At 71.8% G+C, this 20,476-nt stretch carries 19 protein-coding genes and 2 pseudogenes; 9 read left to right on the top strand and 12 right to left on the bottom strand.

Features of this window, described 5'->3' with window-relative positions:
* Window positions 1–20: 20 nt before the first annotated feature.
* Window positions 21–1,679, bottom strand: coding sequence for a penicillin-binding transpeptidase domain-containing protein (locus ACWDEN_RS04065; protein ID WP_351603942.1), 1,659 nt, complete (start codon window positions 1,677–1,679; stop codon window positions 21–23).
* Between the two features lie 280 nt (window positions 1,680–1,959).
* On the opposite strand from ACWDEN_RS04065, the gene ACWDEN_RS04070 reads away from it, so the two are divergent.
* On the top strand, window positions 1,960–4,296 hold the full coding sequence (locus ACWDEN_RS04070; protein ID WP_450857069.1) for a glycosyl hydrolase family 95 catalytic domain-containing protein: 2,337 nt from the start codon (window positions 1,960–1,962) through the stop codon (window positions 4,294–4,296).
* A 30-nt stretch (window positions 4,297–4,326) separates the two neighbouring features.
* Window positions 4,327–4,510: pseudogene (locus ACWDEN_RS04075) on the top strand (glycoside hydrolase family 97 N-terminal domain-containing protein); the annotation flags it as partial.
* A 252-nt stretch (window positions 4,511–4,762) separates the two neighbouring features.
* Here the strand turns inward: ACWDEN_RS04075 and ACWDEN_RS04080 are convergent.
* Window positions 4,763–5,329, bottom strand: coding sequence for a TetR/AcrR family transcriptional regulator (locus tag ACWDEN_RS04080; RefSeq protein ID WP_351603938.1), 567 nt, complete (start codon window positions 5,327–5,329; stop codon window positions 4,763–4,765).
* An 84-nt stretch (window positions 5,330–5,413) separates the two neighbouring features.
* Between ACWDEN_RS04080 and ACWDEN_RS04085 the strand changes: the two genes are divergently transcribed.
* Window positions 5,414–6,334 (top strand): SDR family oxidoreductase, encoded by a 921-nt coding sequence (locus tag ACWDEN_RS04085; protein ID WP_351603992.1) that lies wholly within the window; start codon window positions 5,414–5,416, stop codon window positions 6,332–6,334.
* 202 nt (window positions 6,335–6,536) lie between these two features.
* On the opposite strand, the gene ACWDEN_RS04090 is transcribed toward ACWDEN_RS04085, so the two are convergent.
* The 3 genes from ACWDEN_RS04090 to ACWDEN_RS04100 are packed head-to-tail and all read right to left on the bottom strand — an operon-like array spanning window position 6,537 to window position 8,675.
* Window positions 6,537–7,073, bottom strand: a complete 537-nt coding sequence (locus ACWDEN_RS04090) for an AAA family ATPase (RefSeq protein ID WP_450857072.1) — start codon at window positions 7,071–7,073, stop codon at window positions 6,537–6,539.
* A gap of 37 nt (window positions 7,074–7,110) precedes the next feature.
* Complete coding sequence (locus ACWDEN_RS04095) at window positions 7,111–7,782, bottom strand: hypothetical protein (RefSeq protein WP_351603936.1); 672 nt, start codon at window positions 7,780–7,782, stop codon at window positions 7,111–7,113.
* A 53-nt stretch (window positions 7,783–7,835) separates the two neighbouring features.
* A complete protein-coding gene (locus tag ACWDEN_RS04100) occupies window positions 7,836–8,675 on the bottom strand; it encodes an LLM class F420-dependent oxidoreductase (RefSeq protein ID WP_450857074.1) in 840 nt (279 codons plus the stop codon).
* Between the two features lie 268 nt (window positions 8,676–8,943).
* On the opposite strand from ACWDEN_RS04100, the gene ACWDEN_RS04105 reads away from it, so the two are divergent.
* Both ACWDEN_RS04105 and ACWDEN_RS04110 read left to right on the top strand, forming a co-directional pair.
* Complete coding sequence (locus ACWDEN_RS04105; RefSeq protein WP_450857076.1) at window positions 8,944–9,342, top strand: ACT domain-containing protein; 399 nt, start codon at window positions 8,944–8,946, stop codon at window positions 9,340–9,342.
* Window positions 9,343–9,768: 426 nt separating this feature from the next.
* On the top strand, window positions 9,769–10,725 hold the full coding sequence (locus ACWDEN_RS04110) for a MerR family transcriptional regulator (protein WP_351603931.1): 957 nt from the start codon (window positions 9,769–9,771) through the stop codon (window positions 10,723–10,725).
* A gap of 114 nt (window positions 10,726–10,839) precedes the next feature.
* On the opposite strand, the gene ACWDEN_RS04115 is transcribed toward ACWDEN_RS04110, so the two are convergent.
* Together ACWDEN_RS04115 and ACWDEN_RS04120 are read right to left on the bottom strand one after the other, a co-directional pair.
* Window positions 10,840–11,322 (bottom strand): GNAT family N-acetyltransferase, encoded by a 483-nt coding sequence (locus ACWDEN_RS04115; protein ID WP_351603990.1) that lies wholly within the window; start codon window positions 11,320–11,322, stop codon window positions 10,840–10,842.
* Window positions 11,323–11,387: 65 nt separating this feature from the next.
* A complete protein-coding gene (locus ACWDEN_RS04120; protein WP_351603929.1) occupies window positions 11,388–12,245 on the bottom strand; it encodes an alpha/beta fold hydrolase in 858 nt (285 codons plus the stop codon).
* Between the two features lie 243 nt (window positions 12,246–12,488).
* Here ACWDEN_RS04120 and ACWDEN_RS04125 point away from each other — a divergent pair, with 243 nt between their 5' ends.
* Entirely contained in the window at window positions 12,489–13,175 is a 687-nt protein-coding gene (locus ACWDEN_RS04125; protein ID WP_351603927.1) for a hypothetical protein, read from the top strand.
* Between the two features lie 94 nt (window positions 13,176–13,269).
* Here the strand turns inward: ACWDEN_RS04125 and ACWDEN_RS04130 are convergent, their stop codons facing one another.
* Complete coding sequence (locus tag ACWDEN_RS04130; RefSeq protein ID WP_351603925.1) at window positions 13,270–14,226, bottom strand: hypothetical protein; 957 nt, start codon at window positions 14,224–14,226, stop codon at window positions 13,270–13,272.
* A 530-nt stretch (window positions 14,227–14,756) separates the two neighbouring features.
* Window positions 14,757–15,959 (bottom strand): MFS transporter, encoded by a 1,203-nt coding sequence (locus ACWDEN_RS04135; RefSeq protein WP_351603923.1) that lies wholly within the window; start codon window positions 15,957–15,959, stop codon window positions 14,757–14,759.
* 38 nt (window positions 15,960–15,997) lie between these two features.
* Here ACWDEN_RS04135 and ACWDEN_RS04140 point away from each other — a divergent pair, with 38 nt between their 5' ends.
* The gene (locus ACWDEN_RS04140; RefSeq protein ID WP_351603921.1) at window positions 15,998–16,594 is read left to right on the top strand and encodes a CGNR zinc finger domain-containing protein; all 597 of its coding nucleotides are present in this window, start codon (window positions 15,998–16,000) and stop codon (window positions 16,592–16,594) included.
* A gap of 5 nt (window positions 16,595–16,599) precedes the next feature.
* Here ACWDEN_RS04140 and ACWDEN_RS04145 read toward each other — a convergent pair whose 3' ends face one another.
* Window positions 16,600–16,866: a hypothetical protein gene (locus tag ACWDEN_RS04145; RefSeq protein WP_450857330.1), complete on the bottom strand. Its 267-nt coding sequence runs from the start codon at window positions 16,864–16,866 to the stop codon at window positions 16,600–16,602.
* Here ACWDEN_RS04145 and ACWDEN_RS04150 point away from each other — a divergent pair.
* Window positions 16,847–16,948, top strand: a pseudogene (locus ACWDEN_RS04150) (esterase); the annotation flags it as partial. The gene ACWDEN_RS04145 and the pseudogene ACWDEN_RS04150 overlap by 20 nt on opposite strands.
* Before the next feature lie 33 nt (window positions 16,949–16,981).
* Here ACWDEN_RS04150 and ACWDEN_RS04155 read toward each other — a convergent pair.
* Entirely contained in the window at window positions 16,982–18,310 is a 1,329-nt protein-coding gene (locus ACWDEN_RS04155; RefSeq protein ID WP_450857080.1) for a hypothetical protein, read from the bottom strand.
* Window positions 18,311–18,435: 125 nt separating this feature from the next.
* Between ACWDEN_RS04155 and ACWDEN_RS04160 the strand changes: the two genes are divergently transcribed.
* Complete coding sequence (locus ACWDEN_RS04160) at window positions 18,436–19,185, top strand: SDR family oxidoreductase (RefSeq protein ID WP_450857082.1); 750 nt, start codon at window positions 18,436–18,438, stop codon at window positions 19,183–19,185.
* Between the two features lie 62 nt (window positions 19,186–19,247).
* On the opposite strand, the gene ACWDEN_RS04165 is transcribed toward ACWDEN_RS04160, so the two are convergent.
* Complete coding sequence (locus tag ACWDEN_RS04165; RefSeq protein WP_450857084.1) at window positions 19,248–20,309, bottom strand: YihY/virulence factor BrkB family protein; 1,062 nt, start codon at window positions 20,307–20,309, stop codon at window positions 19,248–19,250.
* Window positions 20,310–20,476 lie beyond the last annotated feature (167 nt).

The raw sequence follows: 20,476 nt of genomic DNA on the forward strand, positions 1-20,476 counted from the left end.
GCCGCCGGGGGCGGCGGGGTTCAGCTGCCGGTCAGCAGCCGTCGTACGACATAGCCCGCGGAGTCCACGCCCGAGCTGCCGCCCTCGACGAGCGCCGCGACCGAGATGCGGGAGTTGTAGGCGGTCAGCCAGCCGTTGGTGTGATCGCCTTCCTCCGCGGTGCCGGTCTTGGCACCGACGCCCACCAGCCCGCCCAGACGCGGCGCCGCCGTACCGCTGGTCGCCACATTGCGCATCATCGACTGCAGATAGCCGGCCGTGCGGGCGGAGATGGGCCGCGGCGCCGCCTCCTGGTGCTGTCCCGGCAGGATGACCGGCTGCTGGAAGCCGGCGCCCCGGACGGTGGCCGCCACCGACGCCATGACCAGGGGCGTCGCGGTGACCTTGCCCTGGCCGATGAACTGGGCCGCCTGGTCGCCGCCCTGGACGTCCGGCGGAATGCTCGGGTCGGTCGTGGCGACTCCCCCGCCGATGGACCAGCCGCCCAGGCCGAAGACGTTCACGGCCTCGTCGTTCAGGGCGGAGGCGTCGCCGTCGTGTACGAGGTCGTGGAAACCGTCCTTGATGAAGGAGGTGTTGCAGGACACCGTGAAGGCCTGGGCGAGGGAGGAGCCCGGGTCGGCCCGCACGCCGGAGTCGTTGTGGAACAACTGGCTGTTGGCCATCAGCGAGTCCGTGCACGGCGCCGGGCTGCTCGGCGTGAGACCTGCCTTGTCGAAGAGGGCCGCCGAGGTGATGATCTTCATCGTGGAGCCGGGGGACTTGATGCCGTTGATGGCGATGTCGCCGTCGTCGCCCGAGTGCGCGATCGCCAGGATGTGGCCGTTACGCCAGTCCAGCGCCACGGTACCGGCGGGCTTCTGCTGAAGGTGGGCATCCAGCACGGCGCGCTCGGCCACCGCCTGGAGACCGGCGTCGATGGTGGTCCTGACGACCGCGGGACGGCCCTTGGAGAAGACCTTCAGCGTCTTCACGCCCGCACCGGCGGCGTCGACGACGGCCACACCGGTTCCGGGCGTACCGCCCGCGGGCTTCGCGTTCTTGCCGATCGTGGCCGCGATGTCCCGCAGTGACACGAAGCCGGACAGATCGGTCTTGCCGTCGCTCGCCACGACCTTCGTGCCGCCCGCTCCGGCCGGCAGCTTGCCCGCGGTCAGCGACTGCCCGTCCCCCAGACCCGGATAGAGCACGGAGTTGTTCCAGTGGACCGCCGAGCCACCGTTCGTGCTCTTCAGCACGGCCACCGCGCTCGGGTAGCTCCAGGTACCGCCCTCGACCTGAGCGGTCACGTCGAAGGTGACCTTGGTGGCACCCGGCGTCACCGACGAGGGGCCCGCCGACACGATGTGACCGAACGACAGCTTCTTCAGGTGCAGGCCGTCGGCGTAGTCCCGCAGCGCCTGCGAGGCCGTCCCGGGTACGTCGGTGTCGCCCGCCGCGCCGTCCGGGCGCTGCCGGGACCAGCCGTCCAGGAAGGCGCTGGCCCGCTTCACCGCCTCGGCGTCCGACGGGGGCGTGCTCGACAGCGCCGACGGGTCGAAAGCGCGCGCGTCCTTGGAGTCTGCGTCACCCGCCGAGCCTGAGGTGAGGCCGTGCAGGATGTTGTAGGTACCGATCCCCCCGAGGGCGAGCAGCGCGGTGCAGGTACCGGCGAGGCCGATCTTCACAGCTCTGTTCATGCACGGGATCGTATGTATGTTCCATGAATGTGCGTACGGGTTTCCGTGAAACAGTGTGCGGATCGTCGGTAGATCGTTATCGGAACGTCAGGGATCCTGCTGTCGGCTGCTTCGGTACGGCACCGCCGAGGCTGGGGCCGGCCACCACTCTCAACTCCCGCCACACATCGGATGTGTTAAGCAGTAGCAGCCGTCGAACTCATTGACACGTCCCCCCGCCATCCCTACGTTCCCCGATACACCCGATGTTTCGATGAACCGTCAGGTTTGGAGGGCAACGATGACCTCGCAGCCGGAGAAACGCTCGCCGGTTCCCCGCAGATCCGTACTCGGCACCGCGCTGGGCGGGGCGGCGGTGGCGGCGCTGCCCGGGACGGCCCGGGCGGAACAGTCCGAAGGGGCGGGGCCGTCCGGTGGCACCGGATCGGCGGGCGAAGGCGCCGGGCGGCCCTGGAGACTCCGCGACACCATGACCTCCGACAGCGCGTGGGAAGAGTTCCTGCGCGGCCAGGACCTGCTGTGGACCAGGCTGCCGACGCTCTGGTACGAAGGCCCGTTCCTCGGGGACGGGCTGCTCGGCAGCATGGTCTACCAGGAGCCGGGGGCCAACCGGATCCGTTTTACCGTGCAGCACGGCCGAGTCCAGGACCATCGCCCGGAGTTCGGCAGTGGGTGGGGCACCTGCCGGCTCCCGGTCGGACATCTCACGCTGGATCCGGTCGGCACCATCACCGCGGTCGACTGGCGGCTGAGCCTGTGGAACGCCGAACTCACCGGCACCGTCACCACCACCGCCGGCACCCTCACCCTCTCCGCCCTCATCCACGACGAGGTCTTCGCCGCCCGCGTGACGGCGGCGGGCGGCGAGAAGGTCACCTGGACGTTCCACCCCGAGGACGCCGTCAGCCCCCGGAAGATCCAGGAGGCCCCGCCCGCCGGATACACCGCCAACCCGCCCTGGACCACCCGGACCACCGCCGACGGCACCGCACAGGTGCTCCAGCCGCTCACCGGCGGCGGCCGGACCGCGACCTCCTACCGCCGCTCCGGCGACGACCTGCTGCTCAGCGTCGGCCACAGCTTCCCCTCGTCCTCCGCCGCCGAGGCCGACTCCCTGCGCAACCTCCGGCGCGCACCGTCGTACGGCGTCCTGCGGCGGCGGCACACCGGCTGGTGGCACGCGTTCTACCGGAAGAGCTTCGTGTCGTTCCCCGACCAGCGGCTGCAGAGCTTCCACTGGATCCAGCTCTACAAGGTGGCCTCCGCCAGCCGGGCCGGCGGCCCCGTGATGGCCACCTCCGGGCCGTGGCTGGAGCCCACGCCCTGGCCGGCGGTCTGGTGGAACCTCAACGTCCAGCTGGAGTACTGGCTCATCCAGGGTTTCAACCATCCCGAACTCGACTCGCTCGCCGGCACGTTGCGCCGGAGCCAGGAACAGCTCACCGCCAACGTGCCCGCCGCCTACCGCTCGGACAGCTCCGGCATCGGCCGCAGCTCCGACATGTTCTGCAACCGCGAGGTGGGACAACCGGGCACCGGAGCCGAGACCGGCGACCTCACCTGGGCTCTGCACACCGTGTGGCTGTCGTACCGGCACTCCATGGACCAATCCCTGCTGCGTGACACGATCTACCCCGTACTGCGCCGGACGATCACCTACTACCTGCACTTCCTCACCCCCGGCAGCGACGGCAAGCTGCATCTGCCGAGCACGCTGTCACCGGAATATCCCGTGGTGCCGCCACAGGACACCAACTACGACCTGGCCCTGATCCGCTGGGGCTGCCAGACGCTCCTCGAGTCGGCTCAACTGCTGGGAATCGATGACGCGTTGAAGCCGCGCTGGCAGGAGGTGCTGGCCCGGCTCACGCCGTACCCGGTCGACGACAACGGCTTCATGATCGGCGCCGACACCCCGTACGCCCAGTCCCACCGGCACTACTCGCACCTGCTCATGGTGTACCCGCTCTACCTCGTCAACTGGGACCAGCCCGAGAACCGCGACCTGATCACGAAGTCGGTGGTCCGCTGGCATGCGCTGACCGGAGCCCACCGGGGCTACAGCTACACCGGCGCCGCCTCGATCTACGCGATGACCGGGGACGGCGACACCGCGATCGGCTACCTGCGGAAGTTCTTCGACCCCAGCACCCGGTACCCGTGCCGCGCCAACACGCACTACACCGAGGCCGGCCCGGTGATCGAGACGCCCCTGTCCGCCTCGCAGTCCCTGCACGACATGTTCTGCCAGAGCTGGGGCGGCGTCGTCCGCGTCTTCCCGGCCGTTCCGTCCGCCTGGAAGGACGTGACCCTGCACAACTTCCGCACCCAGGGCGCCTTCCTGGTCAGTGCCGTGCGCACGGCGGGGGCCACCCGGTTCATCCGGGTCAGAAGCCTGGCGGGCGAGCCACTGAGGCTCCGGCACGGTCTGAGCGGGACCCTCACCGTGCTGCTGGACGACGGCACCCCGCCCCGCACCCGGGACCTCGGCGACGGCACCCTCGCCATCGATCTGCCGAAGGGCCGCGAGGTTCTCGTGCACTCCGGTTCCCGGCCCGACCTCGTCATCGCCCCCGTCGCGGTCAGCGAGCCGGGTGCGGCGTGGGGCCTGCCGTAACCGCCGCCCGGACGGGCAGGGTTCTCATGGTCCGGGAAGCGACTCGGCCGCAGGGTCCCAGTGCACGAGACCCTGCTGTCCTTCGCCTCCGCCGCGGGCGCCCGCCTCGGCCTCGTGGTCCGCGCCTCCGCCGACGGCGTCGCCTACCGGTACCTCCTGCCCACCGGGTATGGGCGACGTCCTCGGCGAGACCTCCGCGTTCGACCTGCCGGCGCGGCGGCGACGGCTGGTTCCTCGGCGGGGTGACGGACTCGTCCAGGGCCGGCGGGTACTGCGCGACGGCGACACGTTCGGCGTCGACATCACCGCGAACGGCGGTTTCGCCGGCATCGCCTGCCCCTGGCACCCCGGCATCACCACTTGCTACCGCTGCCCCCTCCCGCCCGAGCGGCCGAACCGCCCTGCGCCGACGGGGCGGTTCGGCCGTACTCACGTCCGGCGACGGGCACCACCGGTTGCGGTGCGCCTACGCGCCCGAGGCCACGGCCTTGAGTTCGGCCAGTGACTCCCGGATCAGCTGCCGCATCGCGCGTTCCTCGCCCGGTGCGATCCAGCGTTCGAAGGCGACCTTGAAGACGGCCATCCCCGCCTCGGCGGCCAGGCTCGCGGTCGGCTCCGCGACGCCGCGGCCACGCAGGGTGTCGGCGAGCGCGGCCGCCATCGAGGCGAGCTTGATCAGCTCGCGCTCCTGGAGTTCGGCGTTCGCGGTGATCACGGCGTGGCGCCGGCGCGCGAACTCCCGCCGGTCGGCGAACGCCTCGGCGACCGCGTCCAGCCCGGCCGACAGCGCGTCGAGCGGCGCCGCGGTCTCCGGGGCGCCGGCGACATTCCGCACGATCAGCTCCTCCAGCTCGCCCGCGCCGGCGAAGAGCACCTCGCGCTTGTCGGCGTAGTGCCGGAAGAAGGTCCGCTCCGTGAGCCCGGCTCGCCTGGCGATCTCCGCCACGGTTGTCTGCTCGTACCCGTACTCGGCATAGAGCTCCAGTGCGGCTTTCGCCAGGCGTCCGCGCGCGTCCGGCTCCCATCTACCCATGCCGGGATCCTACCGTGATGACAGAGCCTGACATCAGGTGTAGCGTCTATGTCAGTCACTGACATCGACTGTCTGGGGTCTCCCATGCGCATCTTCGTCACCGGCGCCTCCGGCTGGATCGGATCCGCCGTCGTACCCGAGCTCCTCGAAGCCGGGCACCAGGTCGTCGGGCTCGCCCGCTCCGACGCCTCCGCCGCCGCGCTCGTCGCGGCGGGCGCGGAGGTCGTCCGCGGCACCGTCGACGACCTCGACCTGCTGCGGGACACGGCCGCCGCATCGGACGGGGTGATCCACCTCGCCTTCAAACACGACATCGCCTTCAGCGGCGACTTCCAGGGCGCCGCCGAGGCCGACCGCCGCGCCGTCGACGTCTTCGGCGAGGCGCTCGCCGGCAGCGACCGGCCCTTCGTCCTCGCCTCCGGCCTGGCCGGTCTCTCACTCGGACGGGCAGCGACCGAGCGGGACATTCCCACGCTGGACAGCTCGCCGATCACGATCCGTGCCGTCACCGCACAGGAGGTGCTGGCGTTCGCCTCGCGCGGCATCCGCTCCTCCGTCGTGCGGCTCTCGCCGACCTGTCACGGCGAGGGAGACAACGGGTTCATGGCGACACTGGTCGCCATCGCCCGCGAGAAGGGCGTCTCCGGCTACATCGGCGACGGCGCCAACCGCTGGCCGGCCGTCCACCGCCTCGACGCCGCACATCTGTTCCGCCTGGCGGTCGAGCAGGCCCCGGCCGGGTCGGTGCTGCACGGGGTCGCGGAGGACGGCGTCACGATCCGTGACGTGGCCGAGGTGATCGGCCGGCACCTCGACGTGCCGGTGGTCTCCGTGGCACCCGAAGCGGCGGCCGGTCACTTCGGGTGGCTCGCCGGCTTCATCGGCCTCGACCTTCCGGCGTCGAGCACACTGACCCGCGACGTCCTGGGCTGGAAGCCGACCCAGCCGGGCCTCCTCGAAGACCTGGGGACGGGATACTTCCGCGCCCCTGCCGTCGGCGCCTGACGGCACAGCGCCGTCCGGGGGACTCCGGGTCCCCTACGGCAGTCGGACGGGCGATCGGCACAGCGCCGGGCTCGGTGACCCGGACGCACATGCCGATCGCCACCCGGCCGGTGCCCCCGACGGCCATCCGGGTGTCCCCCACCGGCAGGAACGCGTCGAGACTCCACTCGGGTGGTGCAGCCGCTCGGACGGGCGGGCGGAGTCAGAAGTCCCGGGGCGGAAGGCCGGCCAGGCCCGTGTCGCGCATGATCCGTTCGACCGTCTCCGGCAGGGAGCTGTCGGCGCCGATGAGCGTCTCCACTCCCCCGGGCAGCAGGTCGCGCTGTCGGTACCAGTCGCGCAGGTCGGCCTCGCTCACGTGGCCGGCGATCGGTTTGGTCGCGTGACGGGCGAGGGTCTCGTCGAACGGCACGTCGAGGTAGTAGCCGTAGGTGGGCCCCCGGTGGTCGGCGCGCAGCCGGGCGAGCATGTCGCCGTAGCGGTCGGCGTACAGGATGCCCTCGACGATCACGTGATAGCCGGCGTCCAGGGCATAGCGGGCCACCATGTCGATCAGGCCGATGTTCGCCGCTCGCGGCCGGTCGCGCTCACGCAGCACGATCCGCCGGAGGTTGTCCTGTTCCACCAGGGCCAGCCCACGGCCGAACCGGTCGCGGACACCCGCCGCGACGGACGACTTGCCCGAGGCGCTGTTGCCGCGCAGCACCACGAGCCGGGTCTGTTCGGTACCGACTCCCATCTGCCGCAGGGTACCGGCGGCGCCGTCCGGGCCGGGGTCACCAGTCGACGTGTGCGGTGATCCATGCGGCCAAGCCGGCTTCGTCGCCCGCCGGGGGCAGGTCCGGACCACAGGTGAGTGGTGTGCAGGACAGTTGCAGATGGGTGAGGTAGCCGTACGGGCCGTTGTCCGCCGACGGCCCGAGCACCAGGGCGTGAGTGGGAGTGCGCCAGACGCGATGTGTCAGCGGAGGCCCGGTGACCACGGTGGCGGACGACATGACCGTCCGTGCGGCGGGCGCACCCAGACACTCGGTCACCGCCCGTGCCGCCTCGGCGAGGACGGCCTCGCAGTCCTGGTCCGTACACGGTTCCTGGGTGGTCCAGCCGGGCAGTTGCCGCCAGCCGTCCATGTAGCCGGACAGCCACGGACCGTTGGCCATGGACTCATCGTCCGGGTCCACGGGGTACATCTCGCCGAAGACGAGGAAGTACCGCGCGTCGAGGCTTCCGAACGGGCTGAGGCCGTCACTGCACAACACGTACTCATGAGCGGTACGGAAGGAGTCGCAGACCAGTTCGTGCTCCCAGTTCCAGCCGCGACGCCGTATCTCCTGGTCAACGGCATCGACGTCCTCCGGGACGTACGGCACGAAGGGCAGCGCGAGGAACTCGGCAACGGCCTCGGCGGTCAGGGGGCGGTGCGCGAGGGCGTGTACGGGTATCGGCATGTGGATCACTCTAGGAGCGGCGGCAACCGACTCGCCTCTCCCCTGTGCCCCGGTCAGGTGAGCATGGCCAACTCATGTGCGAGAGGCTCCAGTACGTGTGGTGAGTAGGGCAACGGAAGGTGGAAGATCGCGAGTTCGGCACCCTCGGCGGCGAACGCGGCGGCGCTCGCGGCGGCTTCGGACGGATCGCCGGTGAGGCGGACCTGGGCCGAGAGGCGGATCTCCGCGGGGTCGCGTCCGATACGGCCACAGTGTTCGAACAGCACCTCGCGTGCCCTGCGGAACTGTGCCGGGGTCCCGGTGTCGAAGTTCCAGTGCTGGGCGAACCTCGCCACCGTCCGCAGTGTGCGTTTCTCCCCGCTGCCGCCGATGCACAGCGGCGGATGAGGGCGCTGAACCGGCTTGGGGTTGCAGCGTGCCTCCGACAGCTCGTAGTAGGCGCCCTCGAAGGTGGTGGTCTGTTCGGGGCCGAGAAGCCCGGTGAGCACCTCGCAGGCCTCTTCGAAGCGGTCGCTCCGCTGTCGCGGTGTGCCCAGATCGATGCCGTACGCCCGGGACTCCTCCTCGTTCCACCCCGTTCCGATGCCGAGTTCCAGTCGTCCGTGGGAGATGACATCGAGTGTGGCGGCCATGTTGGCGAGGACCGCCGGGTGACGGTAGTGGATACCGGTCACCAGGGTGCCCAGCCGCAGCCTCCGGGTGGCCTGGGCCAGTGCCGCCAGGGTGATCCAGCCCTCCAGGCGCGGTGTCGCCGGGTTCGTGCCGTGCATGGCCTGGAAGTGATCGGAGGTCCATCCGGACTCGAATATCTCGATCTCGTCGGCCGCACGCCATACGTCGAGCATGGCCTCCCACGAGGTCCCCTGCGGCGATGTCTTGAAAGCGAAGCGCACCGCGTCAACTTAGCGGACGTACAGGGGTGTCGAGGTGTGTCGGGCAGATGTTGAGGTGCATGGCCGCGTGGGCCGTGGACAGGCCCTGTGCGGCGAGGGTGTGCTGGTCGCGGGGCCGACATGCGGGGACGACATGCCTGGAGCCGTGTCCCCCCGGGGCCTGGCAGGCTGCCACCGCTCGCGGGAGGCCGAGCCACATTCCGTCGATCGCGACGCCGTCACCGCTCGCCTCCCGGGCAAGCGGCCGGTCGGCCCGTAGGGTGGGTCCGTGACCGGCGAGACTGATCTGCAGACACTGCTCAGGGACATGCGCCCGGAACTGAATCCGGGACGCTATGTCTTCACCATGGCGGAGGGCGGCGTGCCGTCCGGCGTCACCCCCGTGGTGACGGTAGCCGAACAGGAGGGCCTGACCGTCGTCGTGCCCCAGGCCGAGGCGGACGCGGCGGGAATGGCGTACGACTATGTGGCCGGATGGATCACCCTGCGGGTGCACTCCGCGCTGGCCTCGGTCGGGCTGACCGCCGCTGTCTCCCGCTCCCTCGCCGACGCGGACCTGAGCTGCAACGTCGTCGCCGGCTTCCACCACGACCATCTCTTCGTGCCCTATGAGCGGGCGGAGGAGGCCTTGGACGTCCTGCGGCGGCTGGCCCGCGAGTCCTCCTGACCCCTCCAGGACGGCGTCATCGCCAGGGCCGACACCTGGCAGCGGGCGCGGCGTACCAGGTGGAGGCCGACGACGGGCCACGCCAGGAACCCGAGCGGCTGCGGATCGTCGCTCGGCAGGCGGGAAGCGGCCCGGCGCTGCGGCGGGAACACGTCCTCGGAGAGGAAGGTACCGTCACGGCGGGCGCACGGTGATGTCCGTGTCGATCTGCCGACGTGGTGGCAGGCGGCCGCCGGACGGCACTGCTCCGGCACGCCGTTCGCGGCACGCCCCGGGGCACCGGCTCGCCGAGGCCACCCTGTGGGCGGTGCCCCGGCCGCACGGCGCGGCGGTCTGTCGAGGACATCGGCCCGGGAGGACTGTTGCACCCGCCGCCTTGACCTTGCCACTGAGGGCAGGGTTTAGCGTGTGGGCGAGGTGAACGGCATGAGGATCAGTGAGCTGGCGCGTCGGGCCGGGGTGACGGCGAAAGCGGTGCGGTACTACGAGTCGCTGGGGCTGATCGCACCCCAGCGCCTGCCCAACGGCTACCGGGACTACGGCGAGGACGACGTACGTCACGTGCGGGAGATCAGGACGCTCCACCGGCTCGGTATCCCCGTCGAGCGGACCCGGCCGTTCCTCGAGTGCCTGGCGGCCGGGCGCGCACACGCGGACGACTGTCCCGCCTCCCTCGCGAGCTACCGCGAGGCCATCGACGAGCTCACCGGGCGCATCGAGTCCCTGACCGCCCGCCGCGCGACGCTGATCGCCAACCTGAACGCCGCCGCCCACCGGGGCAGCGGCGTCGTACCACCCGAGGAGAGAGGTGCCGGACACATGGACTACCTGACGCTGCCCGCGGACCTGCCCGTCCCCGAGGACGACGGCGCGGCGCAACACCTCCCGGGCATGAAGGTGCCGGGTCTCGAGCTGGTCGACACGGCGGGCCGAACGGTCCGCCTGGACGCGCTCGGCCCCCGGCGCACGGTCGTCTACGTCTACCCCCTGACCGGCCGCCCCGGCACCGACCTGCCGGAAGGCTGGAACTCGATTCCCGGAGCCCGTGGCTGCACGCCCGAGTCATGCGGCTTCCGCGACCACTTCCACGACCTGCTCGAAGCCGGCGCGGGCCGCGTCTACGGGCTGTCCAGCCAGGACACCGACTACCAACGCGAGGTCGTGGAGCGTCTGGGACTGCCCTTCGACATGCTCTCGGACCCCGACCTCGGTCTGGCCGACACGCTCGGTCTGCCCACGTTCGAGGTCGAGGGGATGCGGCTGTTCAGGCGCCTGACGCTCGTGCTCCGCGCCGGTGTGATCGAACATGTCTTCTACCCGGTGTTCCCGCCGAACGAGCACGCCCAGCAGGTGCTGACCTGGCTGCGCGGCAACCCTCTGTAGCCACCCACGACGCGCTGCACGACGGGTGCCCGGTGGGCCGACCTGGTCGCGGCAGGCCTCCTCCCGGACGGGTGGGCACCGGTGGCGCCTGAGCGCCGGGGGACGCCTCGGCCGCTACCGGCGGCGCTGCTCTTCGTTCCCGCTCACGCCGTCGTGTGCGGGCACGTGGGCGGGCGCCGGCTCGCGGACCATGAACACATCGACCGGGTTCTCGGTCTCGACGCCGAAGCCGTGCCGCTCGTAGAGGCTCCGGGCCCGGCTGCCCCGGAGCACGTTCAGCCGGATCCGGGTGCCGTCGCTGTCGCACCGCTCCAGCAGCAGCCGCAGCACGGCCGATCCGATGCCCCGGCCCTGCAGGCCCGGGTCCAGGTAGAAATGCTCCAGCCAGTGAGCGTCGCCGGCCGGCCGTAGCGCGACACATCCGGCCAGGGCACCCGCGGCCTCGATCACCCAGGTGTGGTCCGGCGCGAACCCGTCCCGCAGCCGCTGCCGCACCCGGTGCTCGTCGTAGCGCCCGAGACGCTCCAGGTCCGCTCTGAGCACCACGGCCCGCAGCTCGGCCACCGCCTCGACGTCCGCCGCCGATGCGGGACGCATCTGCCAGTCCGCCGTGATCGTGATGCCGGCGCGGCGGGATTGCCCGGTTCCCGGGGTCGACGACTTCACGGGCCGTGGGTGGCCGCTGCGCGCAGGAAGGTGGCGGTGGTTGCCACGAACCGGTCGGCGTCGTCCAGCCATGGGAAGTGTCCCGCTCCGGGCTGCACGACGAGTTCGGCCTTCGGGAAGAGGGCCGCGAACTCGGCGATCGCGGGCGGAGGGGCGCCCGGGTCGACCTCCCCCGCGAGCAGCAGCACCGGTGCCCCGAAGCGGGCGAGCGCGGCACGGGTGGCATCCGGATCGAACGCGCCCTCGGCGCCGAACGCGGCCACGACATCCGGGTTCACCTGTTCGTCCTCCGCTGCCTTGTGCGCCTGGGCCACCTGGTCCCAACGGCCGTAGGAGAACGGCGCGATGGCCCGGAAGTTCTCGGCCGTGGCCGCGCCCGCCCCGATCGCCTCCAGGGCCGCGAACGCCGCCGGGAACCACGGCTCGCCCCGGCGGGGCCGTACGGTCTCGCGCCGGAGCCGGTCGGTGATGGTCAGGCCGACGGCCCGGACGCTCGGTGTGACGAGCGCGAGCCTGCCGATGCGTTCGGGGTACCGACTCAGGTACTGCACGGCCAGATTGGCTCCGGCGCTGTGGGCGAGGAGGTCCATCCGCTCCAGGTCCAGGTGCCGGCGCAGGGCTTCCACGTCGTCGACGAGCCGGTCACAGCGGCAGGCCGCGAGGTCCCGGGGCACAGCCGACCGGCCGGTGCCGCGCAGGTCCGGCGTGATCAGCTTCCGGTGCGCGGACAGTCCGCCCAGGTCGCCCAGGTACGTCGACTGCTGCGGACCACCGGGCAGGCACACCACGGGTGCGCCGTCCCCGGAGACACGGTAGGCGAGTTCGGCGCCGTCGTACGCGATGAAGGATCCCATCTCGGCATTCTGCCGAGGGCATGGCTGTTCCCGCATCCCGGTTCCGTGCTGCAGGAGACATCGGAAGAGTGACATGGGGGGTGAACGGCACACCATCGTGCAACGCACAGGGTTCACTCGGTAGAAACCCGCCGGTCCATCCGTATCATCCATGTGTCGGGGGACCCGCAGGACAACTCCCGTTCCCCGCCTGCCGCAACCGGAGGCGATGGGAGCGCACCAGAGTCACGATTGGAGCCACAGATGCCTGAGCCCACCGCCCCCGTTACCGAGTTGACCTCGCAGTACGTCAGCCAGGTGACCAACGACCTCGAGCACAACGTCAAGGAGCAGGAACGCATCACCGCCGAAATCGCAGCGCTCCAGGAGCAGTTGACCGCTCTGCAGCACGACCAGACGATTCTGGTGAACATGCGGCAGGCACTCGGCGTCGCGACCACTGTGACCACACCCGCCCCGTCTGAGGGCGCCGTGGTGCCCGCCCCGCGCAAGAAGACCACCACTGTCTCCGAGACGCGCCGGGCGCCGAAGAAGGCGGTCCCGGAGCAGTCCGGGCGCAGGAAGCAGCCCGCCGAGAAGCCCGCGGCGGCGAAGCCCGCGAAGTCCTCCCCCACGAAGCCCCCCGCGAAGCCCTCGGCGAAGAAGGCGACCGGCCAGGCCGCCCAGCCCACCCTCGTCGAACTGGTCCGCCGCCATCTCGCCGAACAGCAGGAGCCCCGCTCCGCGGCGGAGGTCACCGAGGCGCTCGACAAGGCACATCCCGACCGGGAGATCCAGACCAAGGTCATCCGCACCACTCTGGAGAACCTCGTGGCCCGCAACAACGCCCAGCGCACCAAGCAGGGCTCGTCCGTCTTCTACACCCTCGCCACCGCATCCGAGTCGGCGGCGGCGAACTCGAAGGAGGCCCGGCCCGACGCTGCCGAATGAGCGGTGGCGACATCGCCCCGTCCTGCACCCACAAGGGGCGACGAGGTCCGGACGGGGCGATCCGGCGCAGCTGACTCGTAGTCGGCTCAGGGGCTCACAACCCGGCCATGGACTTCTGTCGCGTCTGGTCGAACTCGGTCACCGGGTCGCCGCCGGTCTGCCAGGGCCACGCGGTGACGACACCACCGATCTGCTCGAAGACGGCACGCGCCTCGGCGCGCCGGTCCGCGGCGACCAGCGCGTAGGCGAGGAGGTTGAGGTCGGCGAGCGCCTTGGCGTGCCGGAGGAACCCCGGCTGGCTCCAGGTGTGTGCCGCGCGGTCGAGGGCCTGCGTGGCCATGACCTGGGCCCAGTGGTTCCGTGCCACCAGCGCCTCGAGCCCGCCGCGGTGGAGGATGGCGTGGTACTGGTGGACCTGGGCGGTGAGTTCGGTCCCCACACACGGCGCGTTGGCGGGCATGCGGGCACGCAGGGTGTCCACGAACTCCAGGACCTGGATGCGCGACCCCGCCTCGTCCGGGCTGAGGTAGGCCAGCATGTTCAGGTAGGCCTCGCGGTTCCAGCGATCGCGTGCGAGCACCTCGTTCCACACCCCGAAGACCTGCGACTGCTCCCGGCGCTCCAGGCGTGCCACGGTGAGGAGGGCCACCCAGGGGGTGGGGTCCTCGGGGGCGAGTTCGGCGGCGCGCAGACAGGTCTGGACGGTGCCGGCCGGGTCCTCCAGGCGCCCCTGTGCGCGGGCCTGTGCCACCTGGGTCCAGGCGTGCAGGACGAGTGCGTCCACGCTGCGGGGCTCGCGCGTGGCCCAGGACCGGGGCAGATGCGATCCGGCGAGGTATCCCGCCAGGACGTCCATACGATGCGTCCGGCGGTCCCAGTCGCCGGGGTCCTGCTCCAGGAGGCGGGACATCTGCGCCACACACAGCTCGCTGGTCGCGATGGTGCCGGTCCTGGTGGTCGCCACGAGTGACTTGAGCAGCTTGCCCAGGTCCTGGTCGTCGAGCTCCGGAGCGAGGCGGACCCGTCTGCGGCGACTGGAGAGAAATGCCATGTCCGGAGGCTAGGGCGGATCGGTGGGCGCGCAAGGGCTGGGACCGAGATCGTTATGGTTTACACGTACAACTTGCTCATACAACTTGCCTATATTGCGGTCTATGCCCGAGATGCAGCTGCTCCGTCCGGCTCATGCTGCTCGCCGAGCGGGAGGCCGGTCTCTGCTGCTTCCCTGTGCTGGTGGGCGCCGGAGGCGAGGTGCTGGGCCGGTTGAATCTCGTGGCTGTCGCGGAGGGCGCCGGCCGACCTCGGGTATCGCATCGCAGAACGTGCCGCGGGCCGGGGGCTCGACCTGGGCCGTGCGGCAGATCTGCGACCTGGCAGCCCACCGCTAGGGGCTGACGGCGCTGCGTGCCGCGACCACCCTCGACAACGTGGCATCGCGGGCCGGCCTGGCCCGTTCGGGGTTCGCCGTCGTCGGCGAGACCCGGCTCTCCGGTCGCCCCGGTCTGTCGTATCTGCGCAGTCTCGCGGATTTCACCGCTCGGCCGGGCGCAACGGCCACCTGGTTCGCCGAGCCGGAACAGGTCAATCCGGCCGCAGGGATCCCTCGGTGGCTTCGCCGGTGGTCAGCGGTACGGCGAAGAAGGCGGGCGCCGCGCAGGCCGCCACGCCCGCTGCCGTGGCCAGTGTGCCGGGCACGGACCAGGTCGCCAACGGGCCGGCGACCGCCGCGCCCGATGCGAAGGCGGTGATCTTCAGGCTGGCTCCGGTGGTGAAGACCTGGCCGCGCAGACGGTGCGGAGCCTCCCGGTGGCGTATCGCGAACAGGGCAGTGAGCTGCGGCCCTTCACCGATCCCGGCCAGCAGCAGGGCCAGGACGAGCACCGCCGGCCGGCCTGTCGCCGCCAGGGCGAACGCGCCGGCCTGGACCAGCGCACCGACCCAGATGATCGGGTCGGGGGCGGCGCGCCGCGGGAACCGTGCCAGTACGGCGTTGGCCACCAGTGCCGAGACGGCCGCACAGGACAAGAGCAGCGCACCGCGCCCTGCTCCGCCGAAAACACGCCGGCCCAGCAGCGGGACGCAGGCCGTCAGCATGCCCTGCCCGGCACAGCACACGACCGAAGCGAGGGTCGCCCGGGCCAGCCGGGGTTTTCCCACGATGGCCCGCGCTCCGGCGGCGAGGTCATCGAGGAGTCCACCGGGCTGCGCGTCCGGCTCCCGTGCCGAGCGCGCCGGCAGGGTCCACGCCGCAGGTGCCGCCGAGCCGATGAGCGCCGCCGACACCACGACAGCCGTCGACGCCCCCAGTGCCTCGGCCAGGGCACCGGCGAGGACCGGACCGGACAGGCTCGCCAGGCCGAAGGTCATGGCATCGACCGCGTTGGCCCGCGGCAGCCGGTTCCCCGTGGCCACCCTCGGCAGCTGGCCCGTCCAGCCGCCCGACAGCGCCGGTCCCAGCAGCCCGGTCAAGACGGCGATCAGCACGGTGACGCCGAACGGAAGCCGGCCGAGTCCCACGAGGATCATCGCGAGGCCGGTCGCGTACAGGACGAGTGCAGCGGCGAGAAGCCGTCCCGGCCGCTGTTGTCTGTCGAGCACCGCCCCGAGCACGGGGCCGCCTGCCGCCGCCGCGACCGTGATGCCCGCGAGCAGCGCCGAGGCTTCGGAGGCCGAGCCGGCGGCAGCGTATCCCGCCAGCATCAGCGCCGGTCCCGACATCTCGTCCCCGACGCGCGCCACCACCGCCCCCGCGAAATAGCGGGCCATCGCGTAACGCCTATTCATCCGAGTGACGTTACGGACGTAACTCAAAACTCTGCAATATGCGTTACAGTGCGCTGGTGTCCCCCAGCAACGATGCCGACGGCGACTGGTCCACCCGGCACTCGGTCCTGGCCATGGCCCGCCGCACGGCCGCTCTCGTCAACGCACTCGCCGAGGACTGCCCCGACCCGGCCCATGTCGCGGAGGTGCTCGTCGCCCACGGCGAGACGGCCCCCGTGGACCTCACCTCGCGGGATGTCTCGCAGATGCGCGAGGCCGCGGGCCGCCTGCGGGAGGTCTTCGCCGCCGAGCATGCCGACGGGGCCGCCGCCGTCCTGAACCGCCTGCTGGGCGAGCACACCGGACGGCTGCGCCTCACCTCACACGGCGGCGGCACGCCCTGGCATCCCCACCTCGACCGCGACGACGACGCTCCCTGGGGTGAGTGGCTCCTCGCCTCGTCCTGCCTGGCCCTGACCGTCCTGGTCTGGGACCGCCAGCTCCCGCCCGGCAGGATCTGTGCGTCGGCCGCCTGCCGGAATGTCTTCATCACCCAGGGTCCCGGCCCCGAACGGCGCTACTGCTCCCGGCGCTGCGCCACCCGCGAACGCGTCGCGGCCCACCGGCGCGCCCGCTCAACGGCAGCGCCCCGGTGACCGAACTACGGGTTGTACGGCTCCTGTTCGTCACGGCAGCGCGCGGGTGAGCCATACCGCCCGACCGCGGTCGTCGGCGCTGCCCCGGTCACCCCGAAGCCGGGCTTCTCCAGCACCCGGAACGCCGGCGCCTTCCAGGCCCGCACCGTCGCCCACGGCCGCTTCCGCCCGGTCGCGGCAGCGGCGTCGGGCACGGCGCAAGCCGCCTCGATCGCACAGCCGTGTCCATGGGCGCGGCGGAACAACTCCGTCATCATCCACGACTTCGTCACGCCCAACGCCCTGCGCGAAACGCATGCGGCCCGGGCCGCGATCGACCTGGCCGTCCGCGCCCTTCCCTCGGCCCTGCACACACGGTCCGAGGGCACGGACACCACCGCCCGGCTCCTACCAGGAGCCGCTGCCGTCGCACAGCGACCAGACCTCCCGGAGCAGGGCCCGGTAGCCCTCGCCATGCGTGGCGATGCTCGCGTACACCGCGTCGAGGGCCGCTCGCAGCGGGTCGGGCTCGGCGGCGCCGAGCAGTGCGGGGACGGCCATGTGCGGCTGTGAGACGGGCAGGGAAGGTACCGGCTCGCCGATCGTGGCCCAGATGGTGTACCGCGTGCCTCCCGTGGGCTCGGGTACCGGCGCCCCGGGTGGTGTCGGCGCCGGTGGCCGGCCGGTCGGGGGACCGGGGTCCGGCGCTGTCGGCTCGGACACGGGGATCGGCAGCGACACCTCGCCCCAGGACGGCGCCGGCGCTTCGAAGGGCGGGCGCTCGGGCGGCACGGCCCGGCCGACGGTCCGGTGCGGGACCCGCGGGTCGGCGTCGAGGGCCCGCCAGACCTGGTCCTCGTCGTCGAGGGGCGGTGGCAGCGGCCGTCCCTCGGCGACGGCCGCGAGTCCCGCGGCGATCCAGTCCAGCTCTGCGAGACCCGCCGCCTCAACCGCGCGGCGCGCGGCCAGCAGGGCCACGGCGCGCTGTGTGACGGGGCCCGCCGCGTCTATGGCGTGCACGAGCGGCGCGTCGAAGTCGAGCAGGCCACGCACGTTTCCCTCGACGTCGCGCAGTGCCCGGCTCGGCGCCCGGCCGCCCCACTCCCAGCGTTCGTAGGCCAGTTCGCGTTCCCTCTCCGCCTGTTCCTGCGCCAGGCGGGCCTGGCGCAGGGCCTCGGCGCGTTCGGCCGGTGTGGGAGGCGGTGGCAGCCGACGGGCGTAGTCGTGCCAGTACGCCGCCATTCTCGAGGTCTGCCTCACAACACGGTCCGGCGCGGCCGGCGCGGGCCAGAACTGCAGGAGATAGCAGTCCAGTTGGGGCTCGCCGTCGAGACGGGTGTCCTCCTCCTGCGCCGCGTCCATGCCCTTGGCGCAGTAGCGGACCCGGTAGTCGGCCGCTTCCAGGTCCAGCTCCCAGGAGCCCTCTCCGCCCCACAGCACGAGCTCGGTGTCGTCCGAGAGCGGTCGGAAGGACACCTCCACGACGTCCTCCCAGTCCGGGTCCACCGGCGGGGCCTCATCGTGCACTTCGACAGTGAAGCCGACGTCACCCGTATGAAGTCCCGTCGTCAGCCACAGGGTCCCGGGGATCGCCGCGCCGCACAGCCCTGAGCACTGGCCGGCGAACGCCTCCGCGAGGTCCGGGCCGTAGCTGTCCGGATCGCTCTCGACGTAGAGCTGGCCGTAGTGGACATGGACTTCTCCTTCGACCGGCCTGCGCACCAGCGTCACCCCCATCGCGTCCGGAAACGGGCCATGTTCGGCACACTACGGCCCGCCACTGACAACGCCGTCCTCCGGGACTTCAGCTCGAGGTCCGTTCGCCGCCAGCCGTCCGCGCACTTCGCCGGTGAGATGGACGCATGACTTCACACGCAACCCTTGACGGTAGGAAGGCCCTGGTCACCGGCGGCAGCCGGGGCATCGGTGCGGCGGCGGCGCTGCGCCTGGCGCGGCAGGGCGCGGATGTGGCCGTGACCTATGTGCACGGGAAGGAGGCGGCGGAGGACGTGGTGCGGGCCGTCGAGGCGCTGGGGCGGCGGGCGGTGGCCCTGCGCGCCGACGCCGCGGACGCGCAGGAGGCGGGGGGCGCGGTGGGACGTGCGGCAGAGGTCCTCGGCGGCCTGGACATCCTCGTGAACAACGCGGCCGTCGGGCTGATACAGCCGCTGGAGAGTCTCTCGCTCGCCGACGTGGACCGCCTGATCGCGGTGAACATCCGCGGGATGTTCCTGGCCGCCCAGGCCGCTGCCGCACTCATGGTGCCGGGCGGCCGGATCATCACCGTCGGCAGCTGCATCACCCACCACACGCCGGGCTCCGGCGCCACCCTGTATGCGATGAGCAAGTCGGCGGTGGTCGGGCTCACGAAGGCGCTGGCCCGTGAGCTGGGCGGGCGTGGGATCACGGCGAACGTCGTGCATCCGGGCCCGACCGACACGGACATGAACCCCGCGGACGGTCCCTTCGCGTCCGCCCAAGCGGCGATGACCGCCCTCGGCCGCTTCGGCACGGCCGAGGAGGTGGCGTCCGCGGTGGCCTATCTGGCGGGCCCGGAGGCGGTGTACATCACGGGAGCGGAGGTCTCCGTGGACGGTGGATACGCGGCGTGAACGAGCGGGGCGTGCCGTGCTCTCGGGCCCGGTGTGCCCCGGCCCGCCCCGCCCGGCCCGGGTCATGTCCCGTGCAGTCGGCGTACGTCGTCCTCTTCCCACTTCCTGGTGTCGCGCGGCTGGGTGCAGGGCCCGGCCCCGGGCGGATGTCCGCCGGCGATGGCCCGCCGGCATACGGTCTCCGCGTCGAACTCGAGACCGAGCAGGATCGCCAGATTGCTGATCCAGAGCCAGACCAGGAAGACGATCACGCCGGCCATGGTGCCGTAGGTCTTGTTGTAGGAGGCGAAACCGGCGACGTAGAAGGCGAACCCGGCGGAGGCGGCCATCCAGATGACGAGTGCGAGGAGGCTGCCCGGAGTGATCCACCTGAAACGCTTGGCCCTGGCGTTCGGGGTCGCCCAGTACAGGATCGCGATCATCACCGTGACCAGCAGGACCAGCACCGGCCACTTCGCGACCGACCACACCGTCAGGGCCGTGTCGCCGACGCCCAGCGCCTGACCCGCGTGCCGGGCCAGGCTGCCGGTGAAGACGACGATCAGGGCGCCGGCGACGGCGAGCAGCATCAGCACGACGGTGACGGCGATCCGCACCGGGAGGATCTTCCACACCGGGCGGCCCTCCGGCATGTCGTAGACGGCGTTGGCGGCGCGGATGAAGGCGGCCACGTACCCGGAGGCGGACCAGACCGCCAGTACGATGCCGACCACGGCCATCACCGAGCCGGTGCCGGCGTTGTTCTGCAGCTGCTCCACGGCCCTGGTGAGGATGTCCCGGACGGAGCCGGGCGCGAGGTGCCCGAGGTCGGCCAGCACCTTGCCGGTGACCGACCGGCCCGCCATGCCGAGCAGCGACACCAGCACCAGCAGCGCCGGGAACAGGGCGAGGACCCCGTAGTAGGTGAGGGCGGCGGCCCGGTCGGTCAGCTCGTCGTCCCGGAACTCGTGCAGCGAGCCCTTGAGCACGGCGCCCCAGGCCCGTTCGGGCGGCTGCGCCGGTGTGTCGGGCGCGGCCCGCTCGACCCGCCGGCCGGGCCCGGCCTCCTCGGGCGCCGGCGCACGCCGCCGCGGGGCCTCGTCGCCGTGGCGGTGGCCGTGCCCGGGAAGATGCAGTTTCGGCATACCGGCCGGGTAACCCGAGCCCGGGGTCTCACGCGGGCGTGCCCGCGGGATTCGGCCGTGCATACCCCGGCGGGCTGGGTACTGGGACCGGGAGGCCCGGCGTACGGGCCGGACGCCCTCGAGAGTGCTCGGGTGCCGTGGACACGGCACCGCGGTGAGACCGCACC

This window comes from Streptomyces sp. NPDC001153 (genome assembly GCF_053598315.1).